Genomic DNA, 17,078 nt, shown 5'->3' with positions numbered 1-17,078 from the left:
GTAATTTCAGAGGATTTAATATGGATGTAAAAGTTTTTCGCACTTTTCTCGAACTCGCCAAAGTACGTCATTTTGGGCGAGCAGCTGAAAACCTTTATTTGACCCAAGCCGCCGTCAGCGCACGCATCAAGCAATTAGAAAATTATTTTGATGCTCAACTGTTTACGCGTGATCGCAACAACATAAAGCTCACATCGGCAGGAGAACGACTCGTTGGCTATGCCGAAGTGATGGTGGCAACCTTGCAACAAGCCAAGTTTGAGCTCTCTTTGGAAAATGGCCGAGCTTTACAGCTGACATTAGGGGGAACGCCCAACGTTTGGGATGCTCATCTACAAAACTGTTTAAGCGTTGTGACTGATGCTTTTAGCGGTTATGGGTTTATGGCGGAAGTTATGGGGCGCGAGCAGCTCAACCGCAGCCTACTGGAGCGTACCTTAGATATGGCGTTTGCCTTTGACCCAATTAAAGCCGAAGAGCTAAACTGCAAAAAAGTCGCAGATTTAGTACTGGTGTTGGTTTCGACTCGTCCTGACATACTGGAAACCGCCTTTGATAATAAATACGTGTACGTCGATTGGGGAAGCCGTTTCGCCTCCGAGCATGCTGAGCGACATCCGAAGACGCCAACCCCCTATTTGCGCACCTCGACCGCTCGTATCGCACTTGATTTCATTTTAGAAAAAGGGGGAAGCGCTTACCTTCCTACCTCACTTGTTGAACCTTTTATCCACTCTGGCCAATTGTATCGAATTGACAATGTGGAAGATTGGCAGCGTCCCATCTTCCTCAGCTACCGAAAAAACAGCTCATCGATAGAAGCCATTATGCAAGTGGAAAAGTTAGTCAAAAACATCAACCCTAGTAGTGCTTACTCATTACAACAAGCGGGCGAGGTCATTCTCGACTGACCCAACAAATTCATAACGCTGTAGCGGGTATTGAATACAGCGTTATGAATATCCTTTTTCAAGAGAAGCCGCAGAAAAAGCCATCCAGTTCCGAAAATGGCTAGTATCGACAGAATTCATGCATACACTTAGCTTATAAAAACTGCATAAGGCTCGTTATACCAAATGGCACCATGGATGGAACTCGATAAAGAACAATGCCAACAAGCTCGCACTAGCCGTGATCCGCGATTTGATGGACGATTTTTCGTTGCCGTCAAAACAACCAACATCTTTTGTCGCCCAATATGTCCGGCAACCCTGCCAAAAGAAAAGAATGTTGAATACTTCGCCAACTCCGCACTGGCTCTACAAGCGGGTTATCGGCCATGCCTACGTTGCCGCCCAGACAGTGCACCTCATTCTTGGGCATGGAAAGGGGTTGAAACCACCTTTTTGCGTGCAATCAAGCTTATTGAGCAAGGTGAATTACAATCGAGCAATCTGGCTCAATTTGCCGAACGTTTGGGGATCAGTGACCGCTATCTACGACAACTGTTTCAAACTCATTTAGGAGTGTCACCGAAACAATATGCTCAGTACCATCAGTTGATGTTTGCTAAGCAGTTGTTGCATTCCAGTGCTCTGTCCATTACCGATATAGGATTCGCTTGTGGGTTCAACAGTACCCGCCGCTTTAACGATGCGTTTATCAAAACGTTGCAACTGACCCCCAGCCAAGTGCGACAATCTAAAACAGCATTGATGACAAAAAACCTATTAACACTCTCTTTTCGCGGCCCTTTCGATTGGCAGCATATGCTAGATTTCTATCGATTACGTGCAGTAAACACCATTGAACAGGTCAGTAACAATCATTATCAACGCACCTTCAACATACACAATACGACCGGCTGGTTTCGTGCCAGCTTAAACTCTGCGACCCATTTAGAGGTTGAATTCGAGTTGCAAGACATCACCAAACTGCGTTACTTGGTGGCAAAACTACGCCGCCTATTTGACCTCGAAGCCGACATCAGCCACATCGAGGCCTATTTGGAAGACTGCGCTCCGGGTTTAGTCACTCGTTCAGGAATCCGCATTCCCGGCGTTTGGAATTGTTGGGAGGCGGGAGTCAGAGCTATTTTAGGTCAACAAGTTTCGATAAAAGCAGCCATTGGCCAGCTCAATCGATTAGTCGATGCGGTGAACCCAGCTCAAAATACGAGCAGTTACTTTCCAAGCCCGGAACAAATCGCACAGCTTGATTTGCACTTTTTAAAGATGCCACACAGCCGAAAAGAGACCTTAACACGCTTTGCTCAATTCATGTGCCAACACCCTGAAGCCGATATGGATGCTTGGCTTTCACTAAAAGGTATTGGGCCGTGGACCGTAAACTACGCTAGGTTAAGAGGTCAGTCCGATTCAGATTGCTTTCTAGACACTGATTTGGTGGTTAAGAAGGCATTAAGCCATTTTCCTGAGCTGAACGCAGACAAGGTTTCACCTTGGGGAAGTTACGCCACCTTTCACTGTTGGAATTACTAATATGAATAGCTTCACCCACTATCACAGCCCCTTAGGAATCATGACATTGCAAGCCTGCGAGCAAGGTTTATTGGGGGCTTGGTTTGAAACCGAAACCACCATGCCAACAGAGTTAGGGGTAAAATCCGAACACTGCACTATACTCATCAATACTATCAAACAGTTAGATGAGTACTTTTCCGGGAAACGGACTATATTTACTTTACCTTTAGCGGCAAAAGGCACCGAGTTCCAACAATCTGTGTGGCAAGCATTATGCAAGATACCTTATGGCGAAACTTGGAACTACCAACAGATTGCAGAGGCGATCGGTAACCCCAAAGCCGTAAGGGCTGTCGGCTTGGCCAATGGTAGAAATCCAATTTCGATCATCGTTCCTTGCCATAGAGTGATCGGAAAAAGTGGTAAACTCACTGGCTATGCGGGGGGCTTAAACCGTAAAGCGAGCTTATTAGAACTTGAGCGAACAACAACAGAGGTTGCAGCAACATGATAAGATCTACGGCAAAATCAATCAGTATTCTCGTCCTTACAGCCACTTTGCAAGGCTGTTTTCAAGATGACCTTGAACGTTGGTTAAACCGTGAAACTTATGAGTTCAAAGGGACTTATGACAACCAGTTCAATGATGACTTATTGATTTTCGAAGAGGGTATTGTACGTGCTGAATCTGAAACTCAGCACTGGTCTCGCGCTTACAGCGTGGATGGTAATCAACTGACGATCCAGCTACGCAATAACTCGAAAGAAAAACGAGAAGATATCGTGCTTGTGATCCATGGCAAAGGAGAAGTGCTGACATGCAGTGTCTGCGCCATGTATAAATTGAGTAACGTATGGGTAAAAACAGGCAATGTTGAAGCCAAACCGTCTGGAGTAGAAAACGCGAGCCAATAACTCGCGTTGATATTGTTACCAAGTACGCTCACCCATATTCACTTGCGCACTTAATTCAAGGTCCTCTTTACCTGGAAGCGCTGGATAAGCTGCGACCATTTTAGATACCACTTGTGCCGAGTCTTTCGAGGTTGAAATAGCCTGTTCGAATTTCGCCAAGTAGGTTTTAGTAAATTTTACGGCTTCGACACCCTGCGGTATATCAGCAAAATAATGTCCAGGAATGACTTTCTTTGGCTTAAGCATCTGCATCTTCTCTAAAGCTTGAACCCACTCACCACGCGCTTTCGGGGTTTGGCTATCAGCCGTCCAAACATGCATACCAGAGACAACCGCTACACCACCGACAATCGTTTTCTCAGAAGGCACCCATAAGTAAGCTTGGTGTGTATTAAGCTCTTTCACTTCGATCTTCTCACCTTCTAATGAAAACTCGCTGTGGTCAAAAATCTTAGGGACAATAATTTTATTTGGCGCACTCTCTCCTAGTATCGGGCCCCAAAACTGTAGCTTAGCGTCTTTCGTCGACTTGATATGCTCAACAATCGCTTGGCTTGCTAAAACATCAACGTTAGGAAACGCCGAAACCAACGGTTCTAGACCAAAATAATAATCAGGATCACCAGCGCTAATATAGATGGCCTTAAGTTCTTTACCTGACTGCTTAATCATGTCTACTAAAGCTTGGCCATCTTTTGTACCAAACTGAGCATCAATTAAAATCGCTTGTTTCTCACCACTGATCAGTGTTGAGCTAACTGGAAAGACTCCATTTTCCCCTGGGTTGTACGTTTGAAACGTCAATGCGGCTAAACTTGAGAAAGAAGTGCTTGCTAGCAAAAAACCCGTTATCAACGGTTTTGAAATTGTCATTGTGTTTACCTTTCATTCATTGTTCGAAGTAATAACATCTTATTGTTTTTTATTTAGAACAAATAGATCCAATAATGAACTTCACTGATTCAATTTAAGATACTAATAAAAGCATTATTCACTCAAACCACTCCGTTTTTTAAAAACGATCTCATGCTCTCACACTGTCATTTATTAAAAATTCAAGTAAGGTAGGGATATCAATCTGTTGGATCGATTTCAAGAGAGATAGGAGAGAACGATGGTAGAAAAACATTCAACCTCGGCACTGGCTAAATTGCGTAATACAGACGCTAAACAACTATTCAGTAACCTCCAAAAAGCAGGGTACATTAACCGCTTCGACAACAAGTGGGTATTAACAGAACTGGGAGCAAAATTTGGCGGCGAATACGCCCAGCACACGCAATATGGCCAATTTATTGTCTGGCCGGAAAACTTGCTCGTCGACACACAAGCCACCAGCGGGAAAACGTTAAGTGCCACTCAACTTGGCGATCATTTCAGGCTCAACCCCAAAAAAATAAATCAACTATTGAGTGAGTTAGGCTGGATATCTAAAACAAAAAAAGGCTGGCAAGTAACGGAGGCTGGGCTCAGAGCTGGCGCCCAGCAACGTGAAGACAAAGCTTCTGAGCAATTATTTGTTGTTTGGCATGATACGGTGACTCGCCATAAACGTCTGAAACAATCCATCGTCGAATTTTTAGGGCAAGAGGCTCACAGCCAATCGACCGATAAATCATTGTCCCACTTTCGCCAAAAATTTGAGGCAAAACATCGCACCTTAGACGGCCACTATGTTCGCTCGACCGGCGAATTATTGATCGATAATTGGCTCTATTTGGCGGGCGTCGTCCACGCTTATGAGCGTCAGTTGCCGATAGAAGCTGATGTGATGTGCGATTTTTATCTGCCAACAGGGAAAGTCTATTTACAATATTGGGGCTCAGATAGTGGCGCAACCGACGAAAAAACGCGCTTACAAACTCAAGCGATTTACCACGATCACGGCTTTGCTCTGATTAATATTCACCCGCAAGACATTGCGCATTTAGATGACATTCTGCCTAGAAAACTGCGAGAGTTTGGGATTAAAGCGTATTAATCGCGTTGGCAAGATGCCCCCTTCCCCTCGTCACTGAGAGAGCAACACGAGAGAAAAGGAGCAAAAAACAAAACCTATATTAACGATAAGAAGAATAGCGAGCTCTCGCCGCCTCTTCTTTCGGGACGATGGTTTTACCAATCGGAGCCAAAGAAATAACCGCGAGTTTCAAATGCTGTAGTGCGAAAGGGATGCCAATGATGGTAATAAAACACGCCACCGCCGATAAAATATGACCAACGGCTAACCAAAAACCAGCGAAAACAAACCAAATCACATTGCCGATTAAGCCAAATGGGCTGGTACCAATATCTTGCTGATTGGTCAATTCATCACGGGAAATCGCCTCTTGTCCAAAAGGAAAAAACGAAAAGTTACCGATAACAAAGCAAGCACGCCCCCATGGAATGCCAATAATGCTGATAAAGGCAAGGAGACCAAAAAACCACCAAGCGAGCCCCATAAACACTCCGCCCAGTAAAAACCAAATAATATTGCCGATTGTTCTCATCACTACTACTCCGTACAAAATAGATCCATAAACCCTTTCAGTATCATTGCATGACCTGAACGGAAGATTAACGCTAGGCTAAACCATGCCATACCGCCGTAACGCCGCTTATCGTACAAAGCAGCAACGCAGCGAAACGGATGTTATCTTTGGGCAGTGATTGCGTGGTCATCATCGCCAACTTATAGCCCAACCAAGCTGAGGGGATAAGCGGAATCGTTATCCATAAATGATGCAACGTCAGAAAACCTGCCGGTATTTGAATGATCAAAGAGATGATCGAGCTAAACACAAAAAATGCCGAAAGATTACCACGCAACTGATTCGCTTCTTGATGCTGTAGGATCAACGCCATCGGCGGCCCACCAATCGCGGAACTGGTGCCAAAGAAGCCGGAGAAAAAACCCGCAATACCCATTTTTATCGGGGTAGGTTCGATGCGATACGGCAATAAACTAACAGCCACGGCAAATAACACCAATAAACCAAGCCATAACGCCAGTACATCCGTCGAGACTAAAACCAGAAGGATACCGCCCGCAATTGAACCGGGAACGCGACCAATCAGCGCCATTTTTAAACCGCCAAGCTCAATGTTCGAGCGATGCTTTAAGGCGTTCAAGATAGAAATAAACAGCGCCACGATACAAATGGGGGCAGGAACGTAGTCGGCGGAGATCAAGAACAGCAAGGGCGCTGCGACGATCGCTAAACCAAAACCAATCGCCGTTTGCACAAATGAACCCAAGAAAATAAGAAACATGGCGATAAGCGCCGTACTACTGAACATTTCCATTAAAATGCCTATAAGCGAAACAAAGAAAAGTAATGCCCATAGAGAGCATTACTTCGTTCACGTTATCAGCAATTTTCGATCATGAGAATAGCCAAATTGATCTATCGGTCTGGTATCAGTAAGCAACACCAATACGTTGACGAGGGTGAGCGGCACTTTCTAACTCATCGATCATCGCGAGGGCATAGTCACTGACTGAGATTTTGCTGTTACCTTCAGCATCAGACAATAGAGCGTCACCGCCCACACGGTAAGCACCTTGTTTCTCACCCGGAAAAATCTCAGCGGCCGGGCTAACAAATGTCCAATTAACCTTGCTTGTACTCGCACGGAAGAGATCCAATGCTTCGCCTTGCGCTAATGCTTCCCCTTTGTACTCTTCAGGGAAACCTTCTACGGTCACCAATTTGATACCGGGAGCGACTTCCAATGAACCCGCACCACCAACCCACAGTAGGCGATCCACACCCACTTGCGGTAGATCTGACAGCAGTTTCTGCGCTGTAGCCGCAACAATATCGTGGTTGCCCGCTGCACGTCCGCCGATAGAAGCGATCACGACATCAACACCTGCTAACGCAGCGCTAATTTTTGACAAAGGCTGTTGTAAATCAAATTGTTGAACGCTAACACCTTCAGCATCAACTTTACTTGAATCACGCACTAACGCGATCACCTCGTGGCCCCGTGCTTTTGCTTCATTGACAATGTGACTACCAATCCAACCTGATGCGCCTAATACTGCAATTTTCATAATTTATTTCCTCATTCGGTTTCTGTTTCTCGACAACAATTGTAGTCTAGTAGTTAAACGAAGGAGGAAAAACACCCAAAAATGATGTAGATTGTATCAATATTCGTATCTAATAAAGGCCTACCATGGACAGACTAACCGCCATGCGCAGTTTTATCGAAGTGGCAAATACTGCCAGTTTTACCAAAGCCGCAGACAACTTGAGCTTAAGTCGATTACAAGTGTCACGTCATGTCCAAGAAGTTGAGGATTGGTTAAAGCAGAGGTTACTGCACCGCACGACACGCAAAGTCAGCCTAACCACCGCCGGTGAAGAGGCTTTAATCCGTTGCGAACAAATTTTGCACCAAACTGCCGAACTTGAAACACGGGCGTTGGAACAGTCACAACTCTTAAACGGTACCATTCGCATTGCCGCGCCGATAGGCCTTGCTCAAAACATGTTATTGGCCGTTGTTGAAGACTTCACGCAACGACACCCCAATGTGTTAATTGACATTGTCGCTTCAGATCGCCTTTCACAACTGGTCGATGAACGCGTGGATATTGCCCTGCGTTTTACCCAACAGCCGGATGATACGCTCATCGCTCGCCGTTTAATGAGCGTCGGCACCGTCATATGCGCTTCCCCTAGCTATCTCAACCAACACCCTCCTATCAATACACCCAATGACTTAACCCAGCACAACTGCTTTGTGCACATGAGTAATAACAAGTGGGATGTGGTTAAAGACAATGAACAGCTCTCTGTCACCGTGAATGGCAACATCCGCGCTAATGATATGGAAATTTTATGCCGCGCTGCCCTACATCACAAAGGCATCGTACGGCTACCATGCGATCTTGCAAATGTCTTTATCGCCTCAGGAACACTAGTACGCGTTTTGCCAGAGTTTCACAGCCCAAGCAGCGCACTATGGGCTGTGTATCTTTCTCGTAGCTATCAAACCCCATTGGTTCGCCAATTCATTGATTTCATCGCTCAAAGCTGGAAAAACGATCTCATCGCTTAGCGTTAAGTCATTCTAGCTAATAATTTAATCAATATTATTAGCTAGATTAAACATAGCGTTAATGCCAAAAATGAAATTATCTATAATTAATATTGTAGATGACCTCATTTATCTCACAGACATACCACCTACCTATTAAAAAGTTAAGTAAAAATATATTTTTACTTACACTAAAACAATCAACAATAAATATTGATAAATCACCCAATACTATTAAGTAAAAATAATCAGCATCGTTGAAATCATCGTTTAACCATGAAATAAAAATTTCATCAAGTAAATGAGCATTTATTATCCCTTTCAATATCTCACGCAAAAACATGATTAAGCCATCAAATTAAGCGCTTAATAAATAACAAAAATGAAATTAAACTTAAGATCTATCCATTGATATCATTATAAAATTATTTTATTTACATACTGATATGTACATATTAGTTATGCAACCTTGATTAACTGAAATCACTAACTATATTTAGCCACATAAAGATTATAAACATGTAAATATCAACACTAATATCAATAATATTTAATAGATATAACCACAAAAACCATTCGAAATGGTTAAATCAGTACAGTGATATTCTGTGGATCCATAAATAAACGTCAGTAGGTATTGAATGAAAAAAATAGAAATACTTATCGTGGTTGATTGTGCCGGAGCATTAACAACCACGAGCTTAATGGATAACGTTTACTTAATTGATAGTAACCAATGGCTTGGTTCTTGGGATGAAGGAACGTGCCAACTCCACACGGTATCTCAAGATGGTCAGTTTATTTGCTGGCGTAGCTGCGCCATTTCGCCAGATGACGAAGTCAATATAACGGGATTCTCTGGCGACATGATTGATCAAAAAGCTTGCTTACCAAGCCCTGTTAATGACGCGTGGGAAGGTAGAGTTCAGACTCGCGGGGATACTGGGCGTTATCTATATACCATTTCTCTTTCAATAAACGGAATAACAATGAATTTGTCACCTTATCTCGAAGTTCAATAACTCCATCTATTCAATAACTCCATCTAAATAAGGAACATTGTATGAAAAAAGTAGAAATACTCATGGTCGTAGATGCAGCAGCAGCGCTTGCAAGTCGAGATCTGCAAAGTAACATTTATCTCATTGATACAAATAAATATATGGGCTCGGGTAATGAAGGCCAAGCTGAGTTAAAAACAGCCTGTAAAGACGGCCAATTACTATGCTGGCGAGTTGTCGCTATTTCACCAGACAATGAAGTTGATATTGTCGAGTTTAATGGGCAAATGATAAATGACAGAGTTTGTATACCCACTAAACAAGGGCTAAGCGGTGATGAATTCTGGGAAGGCCGAGTTGAAGCGCAAGGACAAGCCAGCACACAACAATACAATGCGACCTTGTCTATTGATGGTGCAAGATTAACGTTTGATCCTTTCCTCGTTATTTCACTGTAGAGGGCGAACTCATGTTAAGCCCAAATGTTGATACCGCATTAAATATGCTTACCGACGTATATACTGATTTTTTAGGTATTAGTAACTACGATACAACGTGCAACTCTCTCTTTATTGGCCATGTAGCAAAAGATCCAAACTGGCTCGTAGAAGTTCGAAGCAGGACTGAGATCTTAAGAGCGGTAATGAATGAGTTTATGCAACAAAAGCCTAAAATTTTTGCGCAAATTATTACATCGTTTATTAATTATCAGACCACGTTCGATGCCTGCGCACAAAACAGTAAGGCGATAACAAGTACGAAGCAATGGATTGAATGCTTACAATTATTGCAAAAAACGTTAAAGCAAAATATCACGTTAACAAATGAAGCTCAGCAAGTTTTCACGAAATCTTACAGCCAAGCGAAAAATGCAGAGGAGCTGCTCGCATCCAGCATTCAAGATGGCTGGAATGAACTTGCGAGCGAAGAACAAGCAATGGTACGGATTGCAACAGAGATAGGCTCTCTATCGCAATCCATTGCCAGTTTAGGAGCCAATGTCACGGCGGCCCAATTAAGAGCAGGAAAAGCTTACATACAAAGTATGGTCACTATTTCCTACGGTGTCGTAATGGGAGCAACGACGTCTGTACCATTCCTTTCCTTTGCTGGTGCGCTATTCACGGTTGGTTACAGTGCATACAGCACAATATCGAGCGCGAAAGAGGTACAACAAGATTTAGACAAACTCACTCAATTACAAACACTAGCCAGTGAAGAAGCACAAGCGGCTGCCATTACTAAAGCCATTATTCAAACCCTCAGCAACATGAGCGAAGAATTCCTAAAGATTGATGATAACTTGCCAGCACTTTCATTGTTATGGCAAGACGAATTAGACAAGGTAAACGAACTGATCAACGCCTTACAAAGCGGTTCAGACCCTGCCCTATTGACTGATTTGCAAACCATCAAGATTGCTTCAGCCTCATGGAAAACCATTTCAGAATTTGTGCAACTCATTAGTTTACCGCCAAACATTGGAAAACCCGTTTTAGTCAACACGCTAAATAACACCATTCAAGAACAGTAAAGGAGATACACAATGCTACAACAAGTTACTCAGTTGAACCCAACACAGCAAACTACTCAATCTGCATTTTTAGCAACCACAGTCATCACAGCGCAGTGCCATGCCATTTTAAATACACAATTTACGCCACCTACGGTAAAACCAGATTGGTTTGATGACCTGAGTAAAAAATTAGACTCAGCAAAACTGGTTGCTAAGCAATGGATTGATGATTTAGGACCAAAAGTATCAGCATCGATTCCCTCCAGCGTAATTAATTTTGACGCCACTTTCCAAGCATCAATCGATGCCATTCATGAGTTGTATAAAGCGGATCCAACAGCAAGTGGCAAAGACAATACAACGGTTCAGCAAGCTTCACAGATTATGACCGCCCTATCTTCTCAAGTCAGCGGTATCGAAGCCACAGTCAAAGGGATGAATAAGGAACTCTCTGATTGGGGTGTTAAAATGCAAGCGGCACATGATGACTTAGTCAATGGTGCGACCAATATTCAAAAAACAATTATTGATTTACAAACAGATATTGAAAGCATGAATAACGCAATAGACAACAATCGTGCAGCCATTGAGAAACTGAATAAAGATCTAGTCTATGCACAAGTTGCGGTTGGTGTTGGCATCTTTATGCTCGTCGCAGGCGTTGCGCTTACCGTCGCAACCGCTGGCACCGCTGGCACCGCAGCGGTAGTCTCCGGCGGTATCGCAGCCGTTGGCGCGGCATCGATTATTGCTGGTGGTGTTACGTGGGGCGTATTACAAAATCAAATTGATGATGACTACGACAGCATCGCGCAAGAACAAAAACAAAAAGCTGAAGATCAGCAACAGATTATCGCTTTACAGGGGCTTTCCAATGCCAGTAGCGCCGTCGTTTCAGCGATTGAAACATCGACATCAGTATTATCTGATTTTGAAACGACGTGGACTGTCTTTGGTAACGAGTTAGATGATGTAGTAACCAAGCTTAATAATGGTGCATCCATGCAGAGCATTATTATGGAAAAAGTGATGTCAGACGCAGCGAAAAACGAATGGGATGATGCGGTTGAACTTGCTAAACAGCTAGCTAGCGCAAAAATAGCTATCGAAACGAAAGAGTTAGCACCTGCAGTAAAACAAGCAGCTTAAACATTACTAAAGGGGGTTACGCCCCCTTTTATTCTTTTTCGAGGACCATCATGAATCAATCAGCCAGCGAGCAACTTCAAACCGACATTCCTGCATCTATTAGCGCTATGGTGTTACTAAATTCTGCATGCCAAGGCGTTGTTGAAACTTATATTGATCAAGGCAATGCAGAACATTGGTATGCTCAGGTAGAACAAAATTTAAATGCGGTGCAAAAACTGGTACGGCAATGGCGTTTGAGTGGTAATTTATATTTTTCAAATGACATTATGGACAGTGTTCTTTCCATTGCGAATACATTCAAAGATTCTAATGTTCAAATTTTAACGTTATTCAAAGCACTAGAAACCCGTTTTGATACCGCCCAACTACAGCAGCTCACTTCATTAATCTTAACATTACAAAATCCGATTCAAAGTCTTACATCAAATATAAAACGTTATGATGAGGGATTGAATGCTTGGGCTCGCCAAGTGGAAGATGCTCATAACACATTGCAACAAACTATTGCACAGATCCAGCAAGAAGAAGTTTCCATCCAAGCAGAAATTATCGCCACTAACGCCCAAATTGATCTAATGAAACAACAGATAGCAGCATTTAAAACCGCCATTGCGAATGCTCAATCGCAGCGTAAGAAAGGGATATTTGAAACGATTTTTGGCGTGGTGCTTGCTCCGTTTACACTGGGAGGTTCTTTGATATTGGCAGGGTTTGGTGTTAGCTCTATTGTAGAAGCACAAAGTGAAATATCTAGCCTGCAAAGCGATATCCAATCATCTTTAAATACCATCAACCACGATCAACAAACGCTCTCTCAAGATCAACAACAAATCGCGTCTCTCAATGCCCTATTGCTAAGTGTCGATCAAGTTAACAACGATTGTGCGGCGATCAGCCGATCCTTAGATACACTACAAACCACGGTGCTCAGTTTATACAATGAAACCAACAACGTCGTTTCTAACCTTACCAAAGCACAAGATTCACAAGCGGTCATTCTGGAGCAAGTTTGGTACCAATCAGCTTACAATGAGTGGCAAGATATTCTGGAGGTAGCATCAACGCTCAATAATGCACAACCTCAAATAACAAAAGCTCAAATCAAGTAATTGATTTGGCTCCAGTGACGGAGCCAATGGCTGATTTAATTGAGCAAGTTATAAAGCAATGCCGATACCGCCAATAACCCTATTGCCATGACAAAGGGTGTACTCATCTGCTGTTGATACTTCGCCAGCGATGGCACTTTGAATACAGCAATCATCGGCATAATAAACAGAATCATAGCGATCACGGGGCCTGAAAACGCTTCCATCATTCCCAGAATGCTGGGGTTGAGTATCGCGACAATCCAAATCGTGACAAACAAAATCGCAATGGTGAGTCGCCCAGCAAGACGCAGTGACAGGCCAAAGTTTTTACACAGCAATCCAGTCAGGCTTTCTCGCGCACCAAGGAAATGCCCTAAAAAGGAAGAGGTAATGGCAATAAACGCCACTAAAGGGCCTAGTGTGGCGATAAAGGGATTATCTGTGACATTGGCAAGGTAAGTCAGCACTGAAATATTTTGCACTTTTGCTTCTTGCAATGCCTCTGGTGATAAAGCCAATACGCAAGAGAACACGAATAACAAGACAAACAGAATTAATACAAGACTGGTGTAACGCAGAATCTGCTCTGATTTTTTATCCGCTAGCACGCCATAATGACGACGTTGAACATTGGCAAAACTTGAGATCGCCGCTGCGTGGCTAAAAGAAAACACCACGACAGGAATGGCTAACCACACTGTGTGTAAGAAATCACTCATTTGCGGCAATACTAATGACGGCACTGACCAATACGGGATCAAATAGAGCGAGAGACATAATAAAATAGCCGCCAATGGATAAACCATAACAGCAAAAGCGCGCAACATGATCTTCTCACCACCCAGCATAATGGCAATTAACGCAAAGACTAAGCCACCAGAAAGTAGCGCCCGAGGGGGAGCGACCATCTGCGCTTGATTAACCAAAAAGCTATCAACCGTGTTAGTTAGACCGACACCGTAAATCAGTAAGATTGGGAAAATAGAGAGGAAATACAGCAAAGAGATCAAGCGACCAGCCCTTTGGCCAAAGTGTTCTTCAACAACGTCGGTAAAATCGGCATTAGGACGGCGCGATGAGAGAACAAAACGAGCAAGACCACGATGAGAGAGATAAGTCATCGGAAAAGCGAGTAAGACCATTAACACTAATGGCCAGAAACCACCTAACCCAATGTTGATTGGCAAAAATAGAATGCCAGCCCCAACGGCCGTACCAAATAAACTGAGTAGCCAATAGGTGTCGTGTTTAGTCCAATTAGAAATCTGAACATGACTAAAATGAGCCATTTCCTTAGTGTCTTTCACTACTTTTTCACTTATATAAAAATAATAATGTCGCGAATCCTACTCCTATTAATCATTATGATCATTTTGAGACCTTGGTCATAATCACTATAATCAAGGGGCTTGGCTTGGATTGAAAACCATGAAAACACCGAATTAACAGCATATTAAACTGGATTTATGTGGCTTTATTGAAACTAAAAACCAAATTTTAAGATTTTTCAGTAAATGTAATTAGTTGACGATTTATCCAGCACAGTCACGCACAGCAAATAAAAATGAAGGACATTTGTCCTCCCTAATCGGTAGGCGATCATGGTTTTATACAATTGTTTTTCGAAAAGAGGCACACAGATAGACACTGTAGGTATGCGGGACCAGAAGATAAATAGGAATCGATTTATAGGTTTACAGTGTAAATGGCCCTAAATAGGGCCAATTGAGTCTATCTCTGAACTGTGATATTTATGAATTAACGGCTTTGATAAGGATAGAAGTATCCATTCTTCCCTCACCTTGCTCAGACAAGGCTTGGTAAGCATGATAAGTTTTTTCTGTCATCGGCAATTTTAGATCGTTTCGTTGCGCTTCATCCAAACAAAAGCCCAAGTCTTTGATCATCCAATCAATGGCAAAGCCGTAATCAAATTTACCTATTGACATGTTCACAGCGCGGTTTTCCATCTGCCATGAACCTGCGGCTCCATTTTTCAAACAATCAACCAAAACGCCAATATCTAACCCTGACTTTTCCGCTAAGATCAATCCTTCCGACAGGCCATTTAATACGCCAGCAATGCAAATTTGATTGACCATTTTTGCGCGTTGTCCTTGCCCTGCTTTCCCCATCAGCACCGATGACTTGCCATAAGCACGAAATACGGGTTGCAGCTGCTCAAACAGTTCGGCATCTCCACCACACATAATGGTTAGCACACCATTTTCAGCCCCTGCTTGGCCACCAGAAACAGGAGCATCCATAAAGCGAATGCCCGCTTTATGAGCCGCAGACGCCAGATCTTCGGCTAACAGTGCCGATGTGGTGGTGTGATCAACCAAAATTGCGCCGCGTTTCATCGCCCCTATCGCGCCGCCGTCACTGGTCGTTATGCTACGGACATCATCATCATTGCCAACGCAGGTTAAAACCACATCGGCATCTTGCACGCACTCTGCGACTGTTTGCGCTGCATGCCCATGATACTGCTGCGCCCACTGCTGCGCTTTAGCTTGAGTGCGGTTGTAGACGCTAACATCAAATCCTGCGTTTTTTAGATGCCCAGCCATAGGGTATCCCATAACCCCTAATCCAATAAAACTGACTTTCATTAACTTCTCCTTTTATTATTACCCAGCAGCCCAAACGGACGAACACACGTAACTGAGTGTGGGCTGTATGTATCCTTGCGTCATTCTCTATGAATAAGACCACGGTTAGCAATGCACAGATAAAAAAAAGCCGAGTCAATCACTCGGCTTCTCATTAATTCGCTCTATTACAGCTCAGCGTTATGGTAAACCTGCTGAACATCATCACAGTCATCTAGCATGTCGAGGAATTTCTGGAATTTCTCCACCTCTTCGCCCGTGACCGGTGTGTGTGTTTGTGGAACGAATGTGATTTCTTCCACATCGATAGTCAAATCAGGGAACTGATTATTTAGCGATGTTTTCACTTTGAAGAATTCAGTGTTAGGTGCAAATACAGTGATCACACCATCTTCCAGTTCAACATCCGTCACATCGACATCATCCATCATCAGTGCTTCAAGGATAGAATCTTCATCATCCCCTTTGAACTGAAATACCGCTTGGTGATCAAACATGTGTGATACGGTACCTGGAGTACCAATTTTCGCACCCGTTTTAACAAAGCATTGACGCACATCTTGGAACGTACGGTTGCCGTTATCTGTTAAGCAGTCAACGATAACACTTGCGCCGCCAGGGCCAAAACCTTCGTAACGAGCAGGTTGGTAGTCTTCACCACCACCACCACTGGCTTTATCTAGCGCTTTATCAATAACGTGGCCTGGAACTTGGTCTTTCTTCGCTTTTGTGATTAGGTGGCGCAAAGACAAGTTCATGTCTGGGTCCGAACCACCATTTTTCGCACACATGTAAATTTCTTTACCGTATTTGGAATAGACTTTAATTTTTGCGCCTTGAGTTTTCGCCATTGAGGCTTTGCGCACTTCAAAACTTCTTCCCATAGGGATGATCTCTCTAATTCAATTTAACGCGAGGGATTTTAGCAAAAAGTGGGATCATTTCAATTTTCCACTTAGCAAAGACATGAATGCTACGCAACACCCATCACTCTTTTGTATTTGTTCACCGATTGTAAAAACCACTCTTTTTCGGCCTCACTGGCAATTTTAGACTGCTGCTGAGTGATCGCTTCAGGCCCTGCTTTTCCTTGCTTGAGTTTCCAAACAAGAAAGGAAGCTTGTTTATCGAGCTCTACTTTGTTTTTCTCTTCAGCGGCAAGTAAAGATAGGTTGAAGGACATGAGTTAGCCTAGATCGGTAAATACGTGGCACGAAATATAGCATAGGACATAGGAAAATTAAGAGCATAAATGTGCAATTTATCGGTATGAAATCAAGAAAATTGGAAAATATAAAGGGTGGCTATGCACCTGTCTCTTGATCACAAGT

The 17,078-nt window shown here is 43.3% G+C and carries 19 protein-coding genes; 11 read left to right on the top strand and 8 right to left on the bottom strand.

Features of this window, described 5'->3' with window-relative positions; translation table 11 throughout:
* Window positions 1–20: 20 nt before the first annotated feature.
* The 4 genes from PL85_RS15895 (at window position 21) to PL85_RS15880 (ending at window position 3,338) form a co-directional block, all read left to right on the top strand.
* On the top strand, window positions 21–911 hold the full coding sequence (locus PL85_RS15895; RefSeq protein WP_115339974.1) for a LysR family transcriptional regulator: 891 nt from the start codon (window positions 21–23) through the stop codon (window positions 909–911).
* A gap of 177 nt (window positions 912–1,088) precedes the next feature.
* Window positions 1,089–2,441, top strand: coding sequence for a DNA-3-methyladenine glycosylase 2 family protein (locus PL85_RS15890; protein WP_115339973.1), 1,353 nt, complete (start codon window positions 1,089–1,091; stop codon window positions 2,439–2,441).
* Window position 2,442: 1 nt separating this feature from the next.
* Window positions 2,443–2,934: a methylated-DNA--[protein]-cysteine S-methyltransferase gene (locus PL85_RS15885; protein WP_019283044.1), complete on the top strand. Its 492-nt coding sequence runs from the start codon at window positions 2,443–2,445 to the stop codon at window positions 2,932–2,934.
* Window positions 2,931–3,338 carry a hypothetical protein gene (locus tag PL85_RS15880; protein ID WP_094128607.1) on the top strand — a complete coding sequence of 136 codons (408 nt, stop codon included), beginning with the start codon at window positions 2,931–2,933 and terminating at the stop codon, window positions 3,336–3,338. Before PL85_RS15885 ends, PL85_RS15880 begins: the two co-directional genes overlap by 4 nt.
* A gap of 15 nt (window positions 3,339–3,353) precedes the next feature.
* On the opposite strand, the gene PL85_RS15875 is transcribed toward PL85_RS15880, so the two are convergent.
* Complete coding sequence (locus tag PL85_RS15875; protein WP_047687631.1) at window positions 3,354–4,211, bottom strand: Vmh family MBL fold metallo-hydrolase; 858 nt, start codon at window positions 4,209–4,211, stop codon at window positions 3,354–3,356.
* 241 nt (window positions 4,212–4,452) lie between these two features.
* On the opposite strand from PL85_RS15875, the gene PL85_RS15870 reads away from it, so the two are divergent.
* Window positions 4,453–5,319, top strand: a complete 867-nt coding sequence (locus PL85_RS15870) for a glycerol kinase (protein WP_115339972.1) — start codon at window positions 4,453–4,455, stop codon at window positions 5,317–5,319.
* A gap of 79 nt (window positions 5,320–5,398) precedes the next feature.
* On the opposite strand, the gene PL85_RS15865 is transcribed toward PL85_RS15870, so the two are convergent.
* The 3 genes from PL85_RS15865 to PL85_RS15855 all read right to left on the bottom strand — a co-directional run bounded on the left by PL85_RS15865 (window position 5,399) and on the right by PL85_RS15855 (window position 7,380).
* Window positions 5,399–5,830 (bottom strand): YccF domain-containing protein, encoded by a 432-nt coding sequence (locus tag PL85_RS15865; RefSeq protein WP_026027764.1) that lies wholly within the window; start codon window positions 5,828–5,830, stop codon window positions 5,399–5,401.
* 73 nt (window positions 5,831–5,903) lie between these two features.
* Window positions 5,904–6,626, bottom strand: a complete 723-nt coding sequence (locus PL85_RS15860) for a sulfite exporter TauE/SafE family protein (protein WP_013868241.1) — start codon at window positions 6,624–6,626, stop codon at window positions 5,904–5,906.
* A 115-nt stretch (window positions 6,627–6,741) separates the two neighbouring features.
* The gene (locus tag PL85_RS15855) at window positions 6,742–7,380 is read right to left on the bottom strand and encodes an NAD(P)-dependent oxidoreductase (protein ID WP_017049335.1); all 639 of its coding nucleotides are present in this window, start codon (window positions 7,378–7,380) and stop codon (window positions 6,742–6,744) included.
* 125 nt (window positions 7,381–7,505) lie between these two features.
* On the opposite strand from PL85_RS15855, the gene PL85_RS15850 reads away from it, so the two are divergent.
* From PL85_RS15850 to makE, 6 genes are all read left to right on the top strand, one after another.
* Window positions 7,506–8,393: a LysR family transcriptional regulator gene (locus tag PL85_RS15850; RefSeq protein WP_013868239.1), complete on the top strand. Its 888-nt coding sequence runs from the start codon at window positions 7,506–7,508 to the stop codon at window positions 8,391–8,393.
* Window positions 8,394–9,013: 620 nt separating this feature from the next.
* Complete coding sequence (gene makD / locus PL85_RS15845) at window positions 9,014–9,394, top strand: alpha-pore-forming tripartite toxin MakABE regulator MakD (protein ID WP_115339970.1); 381 nt, start codon at window positions 9,014–9,016, stop codon at window positions 9,392–9,394.
* Window positions 9,395–9,435: 41 nt separating this feature from the next.
* The gene (gene makC, locus PL85_RS15840) at window positions 9,436–9,831 is read left to right on the top strand and encodes an alpha-pore-forming tripartite toxin MakABE regulator MakC (protein ID WP_013868236.1); all 396 of its coding nucleotides are present in this window, start codon (window positions 9,436–9,438) and stop codon (window positions 9,829–9,831) included.
* 11 nt (window positions 9,832–9,842) lie between these two features.
* The gene (gene makB, locus PL85_RS15835) at window positions 9,843–10,907 is read left to right on the top strand and encodes an alpha-pore-forming cytotoxin subunit MakB (protein WP_115339969.1); all 1,065 of its coding nucleotides are present in this window, start codon (window positions 9,843–9,845) and stop codon (window positions 10,905–10,907) included.
* 12 nt (window positions 10,908–10,919) lie between these two features.
* A complete protein-coding gene (gene makA / locus PL85_RS15830) occupies window positions 10,920–12,038 on the top strand; it encodes a cytotoxin MakA (protein ID WP_115339968.1) in 1,119 nt (372 codons plus the stop codon).
* A 50-nt stretch (window positions 12,039–12,088) separates the two neighbouring features.
* On the top strand, window positions 12,089–13,150 hold the full coding sequence (gene makE / locus PL85_RS15825) for an alpha-pore-forming cytotoxin subunit MakE (protein ID WP_001076381.1): 1,062 nt from the start codon (window positions 12,089–12,091) through the stop codon (window positions 13,148–13,150).
* 35 nt (window positions 13,151–13,185) lie between these two features.
* On the opposite strand, the gene PL85_RS15820 is transcribed toward makE, so the two are convergent.
* From PL85_RS15820 to PL85_RS15805, 4 genes are all read right to left on the bottom strand, one after another.
* Window positions 13,186–14,421: an aromatic amino acid transport family protein gene (locus PL85_RS15820; RefSeq protein ID WP_214649673.1), complete on the bottom strand. Its 1,236-nt coding sequence runs from the start codon at window positions 14,419–14,421 to the stop codon at window positions 13,186–13,188.
* A gap of 462 nt (window positions 14,422–14,883) precedes the next feature.
* Window positions 14,884–15,747, bottom strand: a complete 864-nt coding sequence (locus PL85_RS15815) for an NAD(P)-dependent oxidoreductase (protein ID WP_115339966.1) — start codon at window positions 15,745–15,747, stop codon at window positions 14,884–14,886.
* A 167-nt stretch (window positions 15,748–15,914) separates the two neighbouring features.
* Window positions 15,915–16,631 carry a YebC/PmpR family DNA-binding transcriptional regulator gene (locus tag PL85_RS15810; RefSeq protein WP_115339965.1) on the bottom strand — a complete coding sequence of 239 codons (717 nt, stop codon included), beginning with the start codon at window positions 16,629–16,631 and terminating at the stop codon, window positions 15,915–15,917.
* Window positions 16,632–16,720: 89 nt separating this feature from the next.
* Window positions 16,721–16,930, bottom strand: a complete 210-nt coding sequence (locus tag PL85_RS15805) for a DUF3283 family protein (RefSeq protein WP_017046863.1) — start codon at window positions 16,928–16,930, stop codon at window positions 16,721–16,723.
* Window positions 16,931–17,078: the final 148 nt, after the last annotated feature.

The sequence above is a fragment of the Vibrio anguillarum genome (genome assembly GCF_001989995.2).
Classification (GTDB): domain Bacteria; phylum Pseudomonadota; class Gammaproteobacteria; order Enterobacterales; family Vibrionaceae; genus Vibrio; species Vibrio anguillarum.
Note: the sequence above shows the minus strand (reverse complement) of the source record. Positions and strands in the feature narration are given on the sequence as shown.

What these genes read in the sequence shown, in the direction of transcription:
- PL85_RS15895 (WP_115339974.1), top strand. Translation starts at nt 21, where the DNA reads ATGGATGTAAAAGTTTTTCGCACTTTTCTCGAACTCGCCAAAGTACGT.
- PL85_RS15890 (WP_115339973.1), top strand. Translation starts at nt 1,089, where the DNA reads ATGGAACTCGATAAAGAACAATGCCAACAAGCTCGCACTAGCCGTGAT.
- PL85_RS15885 (WP_019283044.1), top strand. Translation starts at nt 2,443, where the DNA reads ATGAATAGCTTCACCCACTATCACAGCCCCTTAGGAATCATGACATTG.
- PL85_RS15880 (WP_094128607.1), top strand. Translation starts at nt 2,931, where the DNA reads ATGATAAGATCTACGGCAAAATCAATCAGTATTCTCGTCCTTACAGCC.
- PL85_RS15875 (WP_047687631.1), bottom strand. Translation starts at nt 4,211, where the DNA reads ATGACAATTTCAAAACCGTTGATAACGGGTTTTTTGCTAGCAAGCACT.
- PL85_RS15870 (WP_115339972.1), top strand. Translation starts at nt 4,453, where the DNA reads ATGGTAGAAAAACATTCAACCTCGGCACTGGCTAAATTGCGTAATACA.
- PL85_RS15865 (WP_026027764.1), bottom strand. Translation starts at nt 5,830, where the DNA reads ATGAGAACAATCGGCAATATTATTTGGTTTTTACTGGGCGGAGTGTTT.
- PL85_RS15860 (WP_013868241.1), bottom strand. Translation starts at nt 6,626, where the DNA reads ATGGAAATGTTCAGTAGTACGGCGCTTATCGCCATGTTTCTTATTTTC.
- PL85_RS15855 (WP_017049335.1), bottom strand. Translation starts at nt 7,380, where the DNA reads ATGAAAATTGCAGTATTAGGCGCATCAGGTTGGATTGGTAGTCACATT.
- PL85_RS15850 (WP_013868239.1), top strand. Translation starts at nt 7,506, where the DNA reads ATGGACAGACTAACCGCCATGCGCAGTTTTATCGAAGTGGCAAATACT.
- makD (WP_115339970.1), top strand. Translation starts at nt 9,014, where the DNA reads ATGAAAAAAATAGAAATACTTATCGTGGTTGATTGTGCCGGAGCATTA.
- makC (WP_013868236.1), top strand. Translation starts at nt 9,436, where the DNA reads ATGAAAAAAGTAGAAATACTCATGGTCGTAGATGCAGCAGCAGCGCTT.
- makB (WP_115339969.1), top strand. Translation starts at nt 9,843, where the DNA reads ATGTTAAGCCCAAATGTTGATACCGCATTAAATATGCTTACCGACGTA.
- makA (WP_115339968.1), top strand. Translation starts at nt 10,920, where the DNA reads ATGCTACAACAAGTTACTCAGTTGAACCCAACACAGCAAACTACTCAA.
- makE (WP_001076381.1), top strand. Translation starts at nt 12,089, where the DNA reads ATGAATCAATCAGCCAGCGAGCAACTTCAAACCGACATTCCTGCATCT.
- PL85_RS15820 (WP_214649673.1), bottom strand. Translation starts at nt 14,421, where the DNA reads ATGGCTCATTTTAGTCATGTTCAGATTTCTAATTGGACTAAACACGAC.
- PL85_RS15815 (WP_115339966.1), bottom strand. Translation starts at nt 15,747, where the DNA reads ATGAAAGTCAGTTTTATTGGATTAGGGGTTATGGGATACCCTATGGCT.
- PL85_RS15810 (WP_115339965.1), bottom strand. Translation starts at nt 16,631, where the DNA reads ATGGGAAGAAGTTTTGAAGTGCGCAAAGCCTCAATGGCGAAAACTCAA.
- PL85_RS15805 (WP_017046863.1), bottom strand. Translation starts at nt 16,930, where the DNA reads ATGTCCTTCAACCTATCTTTACTTGCCGCTGAAGAGAAAAACAAAGTA.